The sequence below is a fragment of the Sandarakinorhabdus sp. FBCC-B8862 genome (genome assembly GCF_059745315.1).
Genome location: NZ_CM185574.1, coordinates 1,728,149 through 1,741,775, shown reverse-complemented (window position 1 = coordinate 1,741,775; position 13,627 = coordinate 1,728,149). Strand labels below are relative to the sequence as shown.

The window sequence follows — 13,627 nt, the reverse complement described above, 5'->3', positions numbered from 1 at the left end:
GATGCTCCCCGATTTTCTCGCTGCCGTGGATTTTTCCACCCTGCCGGTGCGGCCCGAAGCCTTCACCATCCCGGCATTCAGCCTGGGCGGCAGCGAGTGGGGGCCGTTTGCGCTGCGATGGTACAGCCTGGCCTATATCGTTGCCATAGCCGGCGGCTGGTGGCTGCTCACCCGGATGATCCGCCGGCCGGGCGCGCCGGTGACGGAACGGCAGCTGGATGATTTCATCACCTGGGTGACGCTGGGCGTGATCGGCGGCGGGCGCATCGGCTATGTGCTGTTTTACAACCCGGCGAAATATCTGGCCGATCCGATGGAGATCTTGCGGCTGTGGGATGGCGGCATGAGTTTCCATGGCGGCTGTTTCGGGGTGATCGCTGCCTGTTTCCTGCACGGCTGGGCGGCGCGCTATTCGGGCCTGCGCCTGCTCGATTATGTCGCCACCGTCACGCCGTTGGGGCTTGGGGTGGGGCGCATCGCCAATTTCGTCAATGGCGAGTTGTGGGGCCGGCCGACGGGCACGGATTGGGGCATCATCTTCCCCGATGCCGGACCGGAGCCGCGCCACCCGAGCCAATTGTATGAGGCGGGGCTGGAGGGCGGCGTGCTGCTGATTGTCCTTACCCTCTTGTTCTGGTTCACGCCGGCGCGGCTGCGGCCGGGCCTGCTGTCGGGCGTGTTCGGCATCGGTTATGGGCTTTCGCGCTATATCGTTGAAAATTATCGCGAACCCGATCGCCAGCTCGGCATCTTGGACAGCGGGCTGACCATGGGGCAGACGCTGAGCCTGCCGTTGATCCTGGCGGCGCTGCTGCTGCTGGTGCTGGCGCTGGTGAGGAAGCCGGTTGCGGCATGAGCCTGGCTGAGCAGCTGCGGGATCGCATCGCGGCCGATGGCCCGCTGCGCCTCGATGCCTGGATGGCGGCCTGCAACAGCGCCTATTATGCCGGGGAAGACCCGCTGGGCCGCGATTTCACCACCGCGCCGGAAATCAGCCAGATGTTTGGCGAGGTGATCGGCGGCTGGATCGGCGATCTGTGGCTGCGCAGCGGCAAGCCGGCCTGCCATCTGGTGGAGCTGGGGCCGGGCCATGGCACGCTGCTGGCCGATGCGCTGCGCCTGCTGGACCGCCTGCCGGGCTGTGCGGCGGCGCTGCAATTGCATCTGGTGGAAACCAGCCTGGCCCTGCGCGCCGTGCAGCGCAGCCGGCTCGCCGGGCGGGATGCGCACTGGCACGAACGGGTGGACCAGCTGCCCGACGACCGGCCGCTGATCATCATCGCCAACGAATTTTTCGATGCGCTGCCCATTCGCCAGCGCCGGCAGGGCTGCGAGCTGCATGTCGATTTCGCCGATGGCCTGTTCGGGCCGTGCTGGCTGCCGGCCGACGGTGCCGATGCGGAATGGTGTGACGATGCGCTGGCCATCGCCGGGCACCTGGCCGGGCGGCTGGCGCGGCAGGGCGGTGCCGCCCTGTTCATTGATTATGGCTATGCGCACGCTGGCCTGAACGGGCCGGACACGCTGCAGGCGGTGCATTGCGGCCAGTATGTCAGCCCATGGCTGAACCCCGGTGAGCATGATCTGACCGCGCATGTCGATTTTTCCGCGCTGGCCGCTGTGGCGGGCGCGCGCGGGCTCGCCGCCCATGGCCCGGTGGCGCAGGGGGCGTTTCTGGGCGCGCTGGGCATCGGGGCGCGGGCCGATGCGCTGAAACAGGGCAAGGGCCCGGCCGATGCTGCCGCCATCACCGCCGCGCTGTTGCGGCTGACGGCGCCGCAACAGATGGGCGCGATCTTTCAGGCGCTGGGGCTGACCGCGCCGGGCTGGCCAGTGCCAGCCGGATTTGCCATGGAACGGCCATGAGCCTTGCCGTTGCCTATCGTGATGCCACGCCCGCCGATGCCGCCATGCTGGCCGGGCTGGCGGCGGCGACCTTCGTCGAAACCTTTGGCACGCTCTACAAGCTGGAGGATCTCAACAATTTCATCGCCGGCTATACGGCGGCGGCCTATGGCGCCGAGCTGGCCGATCCCGATATAAGGGTGCGGCTGGCGATGATCGGCGATGTCGCCATCGGTTTCTGCAAGGTCAGCAGCCTGAAGCTGCCGGCCCCTGATCCGGCACCGGGCGCGATGGAGCTGCGGCAGCTCTACATCTACAAGCCCTGGCACGGCCTGAAGATCGCCGATGTGCTGACCGACTGGGCCAAGGATCAGGCGCGCATCCGTGGCGCGCCGGAGATGTGGCTCAGTGTGTTCACCGAAAACCCGCGCGCCCGGCGCTTTTATGCCCGCCACGGCTTTGTGGAGGTGGCGCCCTATCACTTCATGGTCGGGACCCAAGCCGACGAGGATATCCTGTGCCGGGTGACGCTGTAGAGTTTCTGACCGTTCCGGCGCTGACCGGCACGCGCCATGGCTTTGTGACGCGGCGGGGCGGCGTGTCGGCCGGGCTGTTTGCCAGCCTGAATGTTGGCCTGGGCAGCAGCGATGACCGGGCCGCCGTGCTGGAAAACCGCCGTCGCGCGGTGGACGCGGTGGCCCCCGGTGCGGCCCTCGTGACGTTGCACCAGGTCCATTCGGCGACCGTGGTGCCCGTCACCGCCGCCTTTCCCGATGATGCGCGCCCGCCGGCCGATGCGATGGTGACGGCGACGCCGGGCCTGGCGCTCGGCATCCTCACCGCCGATTGCGCGCCGATCCTGCTGGCCGATGTGGCGGCGGGGGTGATCGGCGCGGCGCATTCGGGGTGGAAGGGGGCGCTGGCCGATATCGGCCCGGCGACGGTGGCGGCGATGGAAGCGCTGGGGGCATGCCGGGGCCGCATCGTGGCGGCGATTGGGCCGACGATTGCACGGGCGAGTTATGAGGTGGATCTGGCTTTTGTGGAGCGGTTTTGCACCGCCGCGCCGGAAAACGAGGCGTTTTTTGCTGCCGGCAAGCCGGGGCATGCCCAGTTCGATCTGGAAGGCTTCATCGCCGCGCGCCTGGCCGCGGCCGGGGTGAAGACGGTGGTGGCGATGGGGGTGGACACATACGCGGATGAGGACCGCTGGTTCAGCTTCCGCCGCACGACGCACCGGGCGGAGCCGGATTATGGGCGGCAATTGTCGGTGATTGCGCTGGGGTGAGCCCACCCCCGGCCCCTCCCGCAGGCGGGAGGGGAGCGGTGTGCGCCTCGAGCAAGCGCCTCCGCTCCTGCAGCCAAGAGGGGTTGGGGTTGGGAAAGACGATTCCCTTTTTCCCGCCCAGCCCCTAACCTGCGGCCAGCATGGACATCTATCTGCCCATTGCCGAAATGTCGGTGAACAGCCTGCTCATCATCCTGCTGGGCGGTGGGGTTGGCTTTCTGTCGGGCATGTTCGGTGTGGGTGGCGGCTTTCTCACCACGCCGCTGCTGATCTTCTATGGCATTCCGCCGGCGGTGGCGGTGGCATCGTCGGCCACGCAGATCACCGGGTCATCGGTGTCGGGCGCGCTTGCCTATCTGCAGCGCGGGCAGGTGGATATCCGCATGGGGCTGGTGCTGGTGGCGGGCGGCGTGATCGGCGCTGGCATCGGCCAGATCATCTTTTCGGCGCTGCAAACGGTGGGGCAGGTCGATATCGTCATCGCGCTCATTTATGTGATTTTCCTGTCGGTCATCGGCGGCCTGATGCTGAAGGATGCAGTGGGGGCGCTGCGGGCGGCGCGGGCCGGGCAGGCGGCGCCGGCGCGGCGGGCGCGGCATCTGCCCTGGGTGGCGGCGCTGCCCGGCAAGATGCGCTTTGCCCGCTCCGGCCTCTATATCTCGCCGCTGGCGCCGATGCTGCTGGGGGCGCTGGTGGGCATGCTCACCCAGATCATGGGCATTGGCGGCGGCTTCATCATGGTGCCGGCGATGGTCTATATCCTGGGCATGCGCGCCCAGGCGGTGGTGGGCACATCGCTGTTCCAGATCATCTTTGTCACGGCGGCGACCACGCTGCTGCACGCCACCGCATCGAAAACCGTGGATATCGTGCTGGCGCTGCTGCTGCTGCTGGGCGGGGTGGTGGGCGCGCAGCTGGGCGTGCGGGCGGCGCAGAAATTGTCCCCCGACCGGCTGCGGCTGGCGCTGGCCCTGATCGTGCTGGGCGTGGCGCTGCGCCTGTTCATCGGCCTGACCTGGACGCCGGCCGAACCCTTTGCCCTGTTTGAAGGCGCGTGATGGCGCGGTTGATCCTGCCCGTGCTGCTGTGGCTGGCGCTGGCCGGGGCCGCGCCGGTGCGGCTGATCACCCAGCTGAGCACGGCACGCATCGACATCAACACCAGCTTTCGCGGCGCCGAGCTGCTGGTGTTTGGTGCCATCCAATATCCCGGCGGCGCCGCCCCCGGCCGCACGCCCGATATCGCCGTGGTGGTGCGCGGGCCTGCTGCGCCGGTAACGGTCAGGCGGCGGGAACGGCTGGCCGGAATCTGGGTGAATGGCCAGGCGGTGCGCTTCGAATCGGTGCCGGGATTTTATGCCGTGGCTGCCACGCGCCCGATCGACCAGCTGGCCGACGAGCGGATGACGGCGATTTACGAGATCGGCACGCGCAACCTGCAATTGTCCCCGGCCAGCAACGCCGATGATGCCACCACCCGCGCCTTTGAAGCCGGCCTGATCGCGGCGCGCAGCCGCGCCGGCCTGTTTGCCGAGCGGCCGGGCGGGGTGCAGATCACCCGCGGTGTGCTCTACTCGGCGCGCATCGCGCTGCCGGCGGCGGTGCCGGTGGGCGAATATACCGCCGAAATTCATCTGGTTGACCGGGGCCGCGTGGTGGCCAGCACGTCGGCGCCGTTCAGCATCGGCAAATCCGGGTTTGAACGCTGGGTCTATCTGATGGCGCGCGAACACAGCCTGGCCTATGGCCTTGCCGCCGTGCTGGCGGCGGTGCTGGCCGGGGTGTTGGCGGCGGCCGTCACGCAGCGGCGCTGGTAGTTATCAACAATCGACTCGCAAGGTGCGACGTTTTCGACTATGGTGAACATCGGCGCATCGTCGGCCGGCTGCCTTGAACATCCTCAACTGCATCCCCGAACAAGCTCCAGGAACGAAAACACAGGAAGATTTGGAACGATATGAGCTTTGATCGACGCGGACGTGGTCCGGGGCGCGGTGGGAATGACAAGCGCGAGCGCGGCTTTGACAGCTTCGACGATTTTGGTGGTGGTCGCAGCTTTGGCGGTGGTGACCGCTTTGGTGGCGGCGGCTTTGGCGGCGGCGACCGTTTCGGCGGTGGCGGAGGCGGCCGTGGTGGCTTCGGCGGCGGCGGTGACCGGTTCGGCGGCGGTGGCGGCGGTGGTCGCTTTGGCGGCGGCGGTGGTGGCGGCTTCGGCGGCCCGCGCCGTGAAATGTCCCCCGGCATCACCGTTGGCACCGGCCGTGGCACCGTGAAGTTCTTCAACGCCCAGAAGGGTTTCGGCTTCGTTGTGCGTGAAGACGGCGGCGAAGATGTGTTCGTGCATATTTCGGCGGTGGAAGCTGCTGGCCTGACCGGCCTGGCCGATGGCCAGCCGCTGGAATTCACCCTGGTGGAGCGCAACGGCCGCATTTCCGCGACCGAGCTGAAGATCGAAGGCGAGCCGCTGCCGGTCGCCGAACGCGCCCCGCGCGAAGATCGTGGCCCGCGCGAAGGCGGCTTTGAGCGTCGCCCGTCCGGCCGTGACCGCGCCCCGGTGACCGATGGCACCCGCGTGGATGGCACGGTGAAGTTCTTCAACGGCCAAAAGGGCTTTGGCTTCATCCAGCGCGACGATGGCGCGCCGGATGCCTTTGTCCACATCTCGGCCGTGGAACGCGCCGGCTTCTCCAACCTGAACGAAGGCCAGCGTGTGTCGTTCGAGCTGGAAGAAGATCGTCGCGGCAAGCAGGCTGCGGTGAACCTGCAGGCGATCTGATCGCCTGACCGGTTGACGAATTGAGGGGCGGCGGCCGCAGGGCTGCCGCCCTTTTTCGTTGCTGTCCAGCGCTTTGGCGCATGCTGCACTGCGGCATGTGCGCCTGCGGCGCTGGCGCCGCTGTTACCAATCTTACCAACCTGTCATGTCGCCGCCACGCGCGCCCGCCTGTTGCCGGCGCTGCCCCGGAGCCCCCGCATGCTTGCCAACAATGTCGTCACGATCCTGATGATCGTGTTTTCCTGGATCACCCTGATGGGCGTGCTCGCCTGGGCCGGCATCCTGGTGCCGCGCCAGCTGGATGGCCGCAAGCAGCGCCAGATCGCGCAGTTGACCGCCGGCACTGAAGCGCTGGCCATCGCCATCGCCCGCAATGGCCATGATCCGCTGCACCTGGCCCGCCTTTCGGCCCAATATGCCGCCCATGTGCGCGCGCTGACCCAGCTGGGCGCAGGCGTGCCGCCGGCTCCGGCCGCGGAAACCGCGCCGCTCGCCGAAGCTGCCTGATTTCACCAGTGGACAGGCCGGCCGGGTGTGCGCACCCTGCCGGCCATGACCGACGCGACCTTTGATTTTCCCGCCGTGCTGGCGGCCAATGCCGATGCCCGGCCCGATCACCCCGCCGTCATCTGTGGGGAGGACAAGCTGAGCTGGCGGCAATTTGTGGCCCGTGCCGAAAAACTGGCCGGCACGCTGGCCGATCATGGCGTGAAGCCCGGCGACTCGGTGGCCAGCATCGCCTTGTCGTCGGTGGACTATGCCGTGTTGTGGGCCGCCGTGCTGCGGCTGCGCGCGACGATGGCGCCGCTGGCCCCTTCGTCCACCCCCGACCAGATTGCCGCGATGGTTGCCGATTCCGGCGCGCGCTTCGTGTTTGTCGATGCGCCCAACCGGGCCGAATTCGGCGCCGTGCTTGATGGCAAGACGCTGGTCGATCTGGACCGGCTGGACAGCTTCATCGATCCCACCGCACAGGCCCCGACGCTGGCGCCGCTGGATCCGGCGGCCGGCTTCAACATCATCTATTCCAGCGGCACCACCGGCACGCCCAAGGGCATCGTGCAAAGCTGCGCCATGCGATCGCTGCACATCACCGGCGGCCGGCGCATCGGTTATGGGCCCGATTGCGTGACCCTGTGTTCGACCCCGCTTTATTCCAACACCACGCTGGTCAGCTTCATTCCCACCCTGGCCTGGGGCGGCACGGTGGTGCTGATGCCGAAGTTTGACACCGCCAAATGGCTGCGGCTTGCCGAGGCCCACGGCGTGACCCATGCCATGCTTGTGCCGGTGCAATATCGCCGCCTGCTGGCCGATCCGGGCTTTGACGGCACCGATCTGTCATCGCTGCAGATGAAATTCTGCACCTCCGCCCCCTTTGCCGCCGAGTTGAAGGCCGAGGTGCTGCGCCGGATGCCGGGCGGCCTGATCGAGTTTTTCGGCATGACCGAAGGCGGCGTGGGCTTCATGCTGGTGGCGCATGAGCATCCGGACAAGCTGCACACCGTGGGCCAGCCGCAGCCGGGGCACGAGGTGCGGATCATCGACGAGGATGGCAACGACGTGCCGCCGGGCACGCCGGGCGAGATTGTTGGCCGTTCGCCGGCGACCATGAATGGCTACAAGAACCGGCCGGATCTCACGGCCAAGGCCTATTGGATCGATCCAACCGGCAAGGAGTGGCTGCGCACCGGTGACATCGGCCGGCTGGACGAGGATGGCTTCCTGACGCTCATGGACCGCGCCAAGGACATGATCATTTCGGGCGGGTTCAACATCTACCCCTCTGATATCGAGGCGGTGCTGCTCACCCTGCCGGGTGTGGTGGAAGCCGCCGTGGTGGGCGTGGCCAGCGAGGCCTGGGGGGAAACGCCGGTCGCCTTTGTGGTCGCGCCGGGTGGGGATGCGGAAGGCTTGCGCACGGCGGCCAATGCGAAGTTGGGCAAGACGCAGCGGCTGGCCGCGCTGGTGCTGGTCGACGAGCTGCCGCGCAGCCACATCGGCAAAGTGCTGAAACGTGAATTGCGCGACAGTTTCCGCGGGCAGGTTGCCTGATCGCGCCGCGTGGCGCAGACTTCCCCGACGTTGAATGGTTCTTCAGACGGGGGGTCTCATGAAGCAACTGGCAACCGCCACCATCATTGGCAGCATCGCGCAGATCGCCATGGTCGTCGCCGGGCACAGCGTGCCAGCCGTGGCCGAGAATTTCGCCATTGGTGGCATGGGGTTATCGGCGCTGGCCGGCTGGCTGGCGACGCGTGGGCAGGCGCTGGGCCTGGGCGCCGGGGCCGGGCAGGGCGCGGCGGCGGGTGGCATCTGCGCCGCCATCGGCATTGCGGTGTCTGTGGTGTTGGGCGATGTGCCGGCCAGCCTGCTGGCGCTGGGCACCGGCAGCAGCCTGGTGACCGGGGCGATCGGCGGGGTGTTCGGCCGGCGGGGTTAGGGTCGATTGCGCCGGGATTGAAGAGCAATCCCGCTCATGCCGAGCGTGTCGAGGCACGCTCCGAGGGCGGTCGGTGCCTCGACACGCTCGGCATGAGCGGTTCAATCAAATTGCAATCGAATCGAGGGCTTCAGCGCAACGCCGCCAAGGCCCGTTCCGCGGCGGCCACGGTGCGGCGCACGTCGTCGTCGTTGGTCTGCCAGTTGCACACGCTGATCCGCATGGTGCGTTCACCCGCCCAGGTCGTGCCGCTGAAAAAGGCTTCGCCGCTGGCGTTGATGGCGGCGATCACCGCATCGCTGATGTTGGCGCCGGCGCGGTCGTGGAAGCGGATCATGCCCTGGTTCATGATCGGCCGGGCAATGCTGGTCGCGCCGTCCAGCGCAACAATGCCATCATGGATGGCCAGCGCGTGGGCGCAGCAGCGTTCGATCAGATCGGCAAGACCATCGCGGCCGAGTTCGAGCAGGGCGGCCAGCGTGGGCAGGGCGCGGGCGCGGCGGGACCATTCCGGCGTATAGTCCATGGGATCCCGCGTTTCGCCGCCTTCGGTCAGGTAACTCGCGGTCATCCGCATGCTGGCCTTCAAGGCGGCGCCATGGCGGGTGATGGCCATGCCGGCGTCATAGGGCGTGTTCAGCCATTTGTGGCCATCGGTGGCCCACGAATCGCACAGTTCGATGCCGGCCACCTGGTGGCGCAGGCTGGGGCAGGCGTTCAGCCACAGGCCGAAGGCGCCATCGACATGCACCCAGGCGCCGGCGGCCTGGGCAATCGGCACCAGTCGGGTGAAATCATCGCTGGCACCCAGGTTCAGATCGCCGGCGTTGAGGATGACGATGGTCGGCGCGCCCTGCGCCGTGGCCAGGGCCGCGACCAGTTCATCAACGCCGACCTTCCCCGGTCCGCCGCCGCCCAGTGGCACGATGCAGCCGGTGCCGAGGCCGAGCAGGCGCAGGGCGCGGTCCACGCTCGAATGGCGGTGGGCGTTGGCCAGCACCATCACCGGCGGCGCGCCGATCAGACCATCCACCTCCACATCCCAGCCAGCCTTGGCCAGCACATGGTTGCGGGCGGCGGCAAGCGCGGTGGCGTGGCTCATCTGGCAGCCGGTGGTGAAGCTGTAGGCGCAGCTGTCTGGCAGGTGCAGCGCATCGAGCAGAAGCCGGCCGGCCACTTCCTCCAGCACGGCGCTGGCCGGGCTGGTGGCGGCGAGCACGGCATTCTGATCCCACAGGCTGGCCATCACATCGGTGGCCTGCGCCGCCGGCAGCGCACCGCCCTTCACCCAGGCATAGAAGCGCCCCGAAAGATTGCCCATCAGGCCGGGTTCGGCGGCCTGGGCGATCAGATCGACGACGGCGCCCGCGTCCATGCCGGTGGCGGGCAGGGCGGTGGGCATCGGCGCCAATATGTCGGCGCGGGTGCCGGTGGGGGCGACGCTGCGGGTTGATTGTTCGGCCACAAAGCGGCGGCCGTGGGCGAGAGCGCGATCAAGGGGCGTGGTCATGCACCGGGCATAGCGCAGCGTTGGCCCATCGTCTCGCCGAAATCAGACGCGACCAGCGCCAGAATCCGGCTGGCGCGGCTGCGACATTCTGGCTATTTCGCATCTGCAACATGAAAGGGAGGCCGGCCTTGGCCAACAAGCTCTACCCCGATGCCACCGCCGCGCTGGATGGCCTGCTGTTTGATGGCATGACCATCATGTCGGGCGGCTTCGGCCTGTGCGGCATTCCGGAAAATCTGATCGCCGCCCTGCGTGCGTCGGGCGTGAAGGGCATCACCGCCATTTCCAACAATGCCGGTGTGGATGGCTTTGGCCTCGGCCTGCTGCTGGAAACCCGCCAGATCGCCAAGATGATCTCCTCCTATGTGGGGGAGAACAAGGAGTTCGAGCGGCAATATCTGGCTGGCGAGCTGCAACTGGAGTTCAACCCGCAGGGCACGCTGGCCGAGCGCATCCGCGCCGGCGGGGCCGGTATTCCGGGATTCTACACCAAGACGGGCGTGGGCACGCTGGTGGCGGAAGGCAAGGAACACAAGGATTTCAACGGCGAAACCTATATCCTCGAAACCGGGCTGGTCGCCGATGTGTCGATCGTGAAAGCCTGGAAGGCCGACGCTCATGGCAATTTGATCTTCCGCAAGACGGCGCGCAACTTCAACCCGATGATGGCGACTGCCGGCAAGGTGACGGTGGCCGAGGTTGAGGAGATCGTGCCGGCCGGCAGCCTGGATCCGGACCAGATCCACACGCCCGGCATCTTCGTGCAGCGGTTGTTCGTGGGCACGAATTACGAGAAGCGCATCGAGCAGCGCACGGTGCGGCAGAAGGAGACGGCGTGATGTGGACGCGTGATCAGCAAGCCGCCCGCGCCGCGCAGGAATTGCAGGACGGCTTTTATGTGAACCTCGGCATCGGCATGCCGACGCTGGTGGCCAATTTCATCCCGGCCGGGGTGGATGTGACGCTGCAGAGCGAGAATGGCATGCTGGGCATGGGGCCCTTCCCGTTCGCGGGCGAGGAAGACCCCGATCTTATCAACGCTGGCAAGCAGACGATCACCGAACTGGACCGCACCAGCTATTTCAGCAGTGCCGACAGTTTCGCCATGATCCGCGGCGGCCATGTCGATCTGTCGATCCTGGGCGCGATGGAAGTGGCCGACAATGGCGACATCGCCAACTGGATGATCCCCGGCAAGATGGTGAAGGGCATGGGCGGCGCCATGGATCTGGTCGCCGGCGTGAAGAAGATCATCGTGCTGATGGAGCACAATGCCAAGGATGGCAGTGCCAAGTTCAAGCGCGCCTGCACCCTGCCGCTGACCGGCAAGGGCGTGGTGGACATGGTGATTTCCGATCTCGCCGTGCTGGCGCGGCCGGCCAAGGGCGCACCGTTCAGGCTGATCGAACTGGCGCCGGGCGTTGATCTCGACACGCTGCGGATGCGCACCGAAGGCCATTTCGAGGCCTGAAATCGCGGTCTGAAACCCGCCAGACGGGGCGGCGTCTGCGGGATTAAGCCGGGTTCCTGACCAGGAGCCCCGCCATGACCCCGTTTCGCGCCATCGGCATGGATGCCGCCACCGCCGCCCGCCTGCGCGCCGCCGCCCGCGATGATGCCGGCAATGCCATCACGCTGCGCGACAGCGGCGGTCCGTGCCGGTTCACCCTGACCGATCGTCCCGCCGGCAGCGCCATGCGGCTGTTGAGTTGGGCCGTGCCGCAGCCAGCCGGGGTCTATGGCCTGTGGTCACCGATTTTCCTGAGCGCAGACGGCGGTGCGGCCTGGGATTCGCCCGGCGTGGTGCCGCCAGTGGTGGCGGCCCGGCCGGTGGCCCTGCGCGCCTATGATGAGGCCGGCCTGATGGTCTATCCGGCCAACACCCTGGTGCTGGATGGCGGCCATGCCGAGGTGATCCGCGATCTGTTCGCCCGGCCGGAGGTGGCGTTTCTCAACTGCCACACGGCGCTGGCCGGCTGCTATCTGTGCCGGTTCGAGCGGGCGTGAGCCGCTCCGTGTCCGCCATATTGCTGTTGCTGGGCTTTGTCGCTGCGGTGGCGGTGCGTGATGTCTGGCTTGGAGCGGCCTTCGGCAGCCTGGGCCTGTTTGAAATCGCCAGTCTCGCCTTTGGCGGAGCGGCGCTGGTGTTTGGCGGCGGGCTGCTGTTGTTCCGGCGGGCGCAGCTGCGGTTGCTGGGCAGGCATTGGCGGCTGGTGTTGCTCGCCAACCTGACAACCGGTGTCGCCTGGCTCAGCTATTTCGCTGCGCTTGACCGGGCGCCACCATCGGCAGTCAATCTGCTGTTTTCGGCTGTGGCACCGGCTTCGGTCTGGTTGCTGGCCACAATCGGCTGGGCGCGGCCAGCGGATGCCCAGGCAACGCCCGGCCAGCGCGCCGTGCATATTGGTCTGCTGGCCGTGGCGCTGGCCTTGGCTGGCGCGGCCTGGGTTGGCGCGGCAGGGGCTGGCGGATTGGGGGCCGATGCCGGGGCGGGTCTGGCGCTGGCAGGCCTTGCCGGCGTGGTGATCACGATCGAGTCGGTGGTTGCCAAGCGCATGAGCGAGGCAGGGCTGACGGCCGTGGCCGTGGTGGGTGTGCGCTTCGTCGGCGTGGCGCTGTTCGCCAATGTCATGCTGTTCCAGCAGGCGCAGGCCTTTGCCGGCCTGCCGCTGGCCGCCGTGGCGGGCCAGGCGCTGGTGCTGCTGGCGGTGCTCGTCTGTCCGATCCTGCTGGCGCAGGCCGGTCTTGCGCGGTCGACGCCGTTGATCTCGTCGGTGGTGCTGGCGCTCGGCCCGGTGGCAAGCCTGACGCTGCAATGGATCGTCGGGAACGCCAGGCTGCCGCCGCTGCTGCTCGTCGCTGTTGCGACCTACACGCTTCTGGCCCTGGCCGCCGCGCTGATGCTGGTGATGACCGGGGTGGCGGCAACCGCCACCCCGGTCCACCGGAGGATCAGAAGCGGAAGTTGATGCCGGTCATCACCGCGTGGCGGTGATAGTTCAGCGTCGACGGGCCGCCGGTGCCGGGCAGCGTATCGTTGCCATAATCGGAGTAATTATACTCGAGGCGGGCCGAGACATTGCTACCGAGGCGATGTTCATAGCCGACGCCGAGCAGATAGCCGTCGCGGTTTTCCGACGGGCCGGTGGGGTTGCTGATGCTGTAGCGAGCGTTGGAATAACCACCGCGGGCATAGAGCAGGCCATCGGGCACGATCACCCAGCCGGCGCGGCCAGTGACATTGATGGTGCGGCCCTGCTCCACATCAAAGGTGCCAAAGCTGGTGCGGCCGGTGCGGCCGGTGATCGACGTTTCAAGGCCGAGCACGGCCTTGCCGATCTGGAAATCATAGCCCAGCTGGCCGCCATAGGCGAAGCCGTCGCCGCTGGCGCGGGTGGTGGTGGCCGGCACGGTGCTGGTGGTGAGCGACTGGCGGTCCTGCTGCCAGCCCAGCTGCGCACCGATGAACGGGCCCTGGAACGGCTTTTCGCTGTCGGCGGCCAACGCCGGGGTGGCGAGCGTGGCGGCGGCGAGCGCGGCGAAGATGATACGCGACATGGAATTTTTCCTTCTTGTTGGACCGGCCATGGGGGGCGACCGGCTGCGGCCCTTTTGCCGCGGCCTCGCTGGCCCCGGCATGAATGGATTGGGGCAAGTGCCTGAAATGCTGCCATTTTCCATTCATTGGAGCTTCAGAATTTGTCGGGACTTGACGTTTGTCGACTAAATCTTTATGTTATACGTAACGTTCATTACGGGAGATATG

At 67.3% G+C, this 13,627-nt stretch carries 16 protein-coding genes; 14 read left to right on the top strand and 2 right to left on the bottom strand.

Translation table 11 applies throughout. The features are described from left to right. Position 1 precedes the first annotated feature (1 nt). From lgt to AC6BOR_RS08485, 10 genes are all read left to right on the top strand, one after another. A complete protein-coding gene (gene lgt, locus AC6BOR_RS08530) occupies positions 2 to 856 on the top strand; it encodes a prolipoprotein diacylglyceryl transferase (RefSeq protein WP_498058053.1) in 855 nt (284 codons plus the stop codon). Next, a complete protein-coding gene (locus tag AC6BOR_RS08525; protein WP_498058052.1) occupies positions 853 to 1,866 on the top strand; it encodes a class I SAM-dependent methyltransferase in 1,014 nt (337 codons plus the stop codon). Before lgt ends, AC6BOR_RS08525 begins: the two co-directional genes overlap by 4 nt. Further along, positions 1,863 to 2,381 (top strand): GNAT family N-acetyltransferase, encoded by a 519-nt coding sequence (locus AC6BOR_RS08520; RefSeq protein WP_498058051.1) that lies wholly within the window; start codon positions 1,863 to 1,865, stop codon positions 2,379 to 2,381. Before AC6BOR_RS08525 ends, AC6BOR_RS08520 begins: the two co-directional genes overlap by 4 nt. Next, entirely contained in the window at positions 2,363 to 3,133 is a 771-nt protein-coding gene (gene pgeF / locus AC6BOR_RS08515) for a peptidoglycan editing factor PgeF (protein WP_498058050.1), read from the top strand. The genes AC6BOR_RS08520 and pgeF overlap by 19 nt, the downstream gene beginning before the upstream one ends. Before the next feature lie 140 nt (positions 3,134 to 3,273). Beyond that, positions 3,274 to 4,191, top strand: coding sequence for a sulfite exporter TauE/SafE family protein (locus AC6BOR_RS08510; RefSeq protein ID WP_086115478.1), 918 nt, complete (start codon positions 3,274 to 3,276; stop codon positions 4,189 to 4,191). Further along, positions 4,191 to 4,949 carry a TIGR02186 family protein gene (locus AC6BOR_RS08505; protein WP_498058049.1) on the top strand — a complete coding sequence of 253 codons (759 nt, stop codon included), beginning with the start codon at positions 4,191 to 4,193 and terminating at the stop codon, positions 4,947 to 4,949. The genes AC6BOR_RS08510 and AC6BOR_RS08505 overlap by 1 nt, the downstream gene beginning before the upstream one ends. Before the next feature lie 140 nt (positions 4,950 to 5,089). Beyond that, positions 5,090 to 5,908: a cold-shock protein gene (locus tag AC6BOR_RS08500; RefSeq protein WP_086115480.1), complete on the top strand. Its 819-nt coding sequence runs from the start codon at positions 5,090 to 5,092 to the stop codon at positions 5,906 to 5,908. Positions 5,909 to 6,106: 198 nt separating this feature from the next. Continuing rightward, entirely contained in the window at positions 6,107 to 6,415 is a 309-nt protein-coding gene (locus AC6BOR_RS08495; protein ID WP_094473431.1) for a hypothetical protein, read from the top strand. A gap of 45 nt (positions 6,416 to 6,460) precedes the next feature. Beyond that, complete coding sequence (locus AC6BOR_RS08490) at positions 6,461 to 7,963, top strand: class I adenylate-forming enzyme family protein (protein ID WP_498058048.1); 1,503 nt, start codon at positions 6,461 to 6,463, stop codon at positions 7,961 to 7,963. 58 nt (positions 7,964 to 8,021) lie between these two features. Continuing rightward, positions 8,022 to 8,351, top strand: coding sequence for a hypothetical protein (locus AC6BOR_RS08485; protein ID WP_498058047.1), 330 nt, complete (start codon positions 8,022 to 8,024; stop codon positions 8,349 to 8,351). Positions 8,352 to 8,481: 130 nt separating this feature from the next. Here AC6BOR_RS08485 and AC6BOR_RS08480 read toward each other — a convergent pair whose 3' ends face one another. After that, a complete protein-coding gene (locus tag AC6BOR_RS08480) occupies positions 8,482 to 9,861 on the bottom strand; it encodes a pyridoxal phosphate-dependent decarboxylase family protein (protein WP_498058046.1) in 1,380 nt (459 codons plus the stop codon). Between the two features lie 128 nt (positions 9,862 to 9,989). On the opposite strand from AC6BOR_RS08480, the gene AC6BOR_RS08475 reads away from it, so the two are divergent. The 4 genes from AC6BOR_RS08475 to AC6BOR_RS08460 all read left to right on the top strand — a co-directional run bounded on the left by AC6BOR_RS08475 (position 9,990) and on the right by AC6BOR_RS08460 (position 12,830). Further along, positions 9,990 to 10,700: a CoA transferase subunit A gene (locus tag AC6BOR_RS08475; RefSeq protein ID WP_498058045.1), complete on the top strand. Its 711-nt coding sequence runs from the start codon at positions 9,990 to 9,992 to the stop codon at positions 10,698 to 10,700. After that, positions 10,697 to 11,332 (top strand): 3-oxoacid CoA-transferase subunit B, encoded by a 636-nt coding sequence (locus AC6BOR_RS08470; RefSeq protein ID WP_086115485.1) that lies wholly within the window; start codon positions 10,697 to 10,699, stop codon positions 11,330 to 11,332. Before AC6BOR_RS08475 ends, AC6BOR_RS08470 begins: the two co-directional genes overlap by 4 nt. Before the next feature lie 74 nt (positions 11,333 to 11,406). After that, positions 11,407 to 11,868 carry a DUF1203 domain-containing protein gene (locus AC6BOR_RS08465; RefSeq protein WP_498058044.1) on the top strand — a complete coding sequence of 154 codons (462 nt, stop codon included), beginning with the start codon at positions 11,407 to 11,409 and terminating at the stop codon, positions 11,866 to 11,868. Next, on the top strand, positions 11,865 to 12,830 hold the full coding sequence (locus AC6BOR_RS08460) for a hypothetical protein (protein ID WP_498058043.1): 966 nt from the start codon (positions 11,865 to 11,867) through the stop codon (positions 12,828 to 12,830). Before AC6BOR_RS08465 ends, AC6BOR_RS08460 begins: the two co-directional genes overlap by 4 nt. Here the strand turns inward: AC6BOR_RS08460 and AC6BOR_RS08455 are convergent. Next, complete coding sequence (locus AC6BOR_RS08455) at positions 12,814 to 13,419, bottom strand: outer membrane protein (protein ID WP_498058042.1); 606 nt, start codon at positions 13,417 to 13,419, stop codon at positions 12,814 to 12,816. The two genes, AC6BOR_RS08460 and AC6BOR_RS08455, sit on opposite strands and share 17 nt — an antisense overlap. Positions 13,420 to 13,627: the final 208 nt, after the last annotated feature.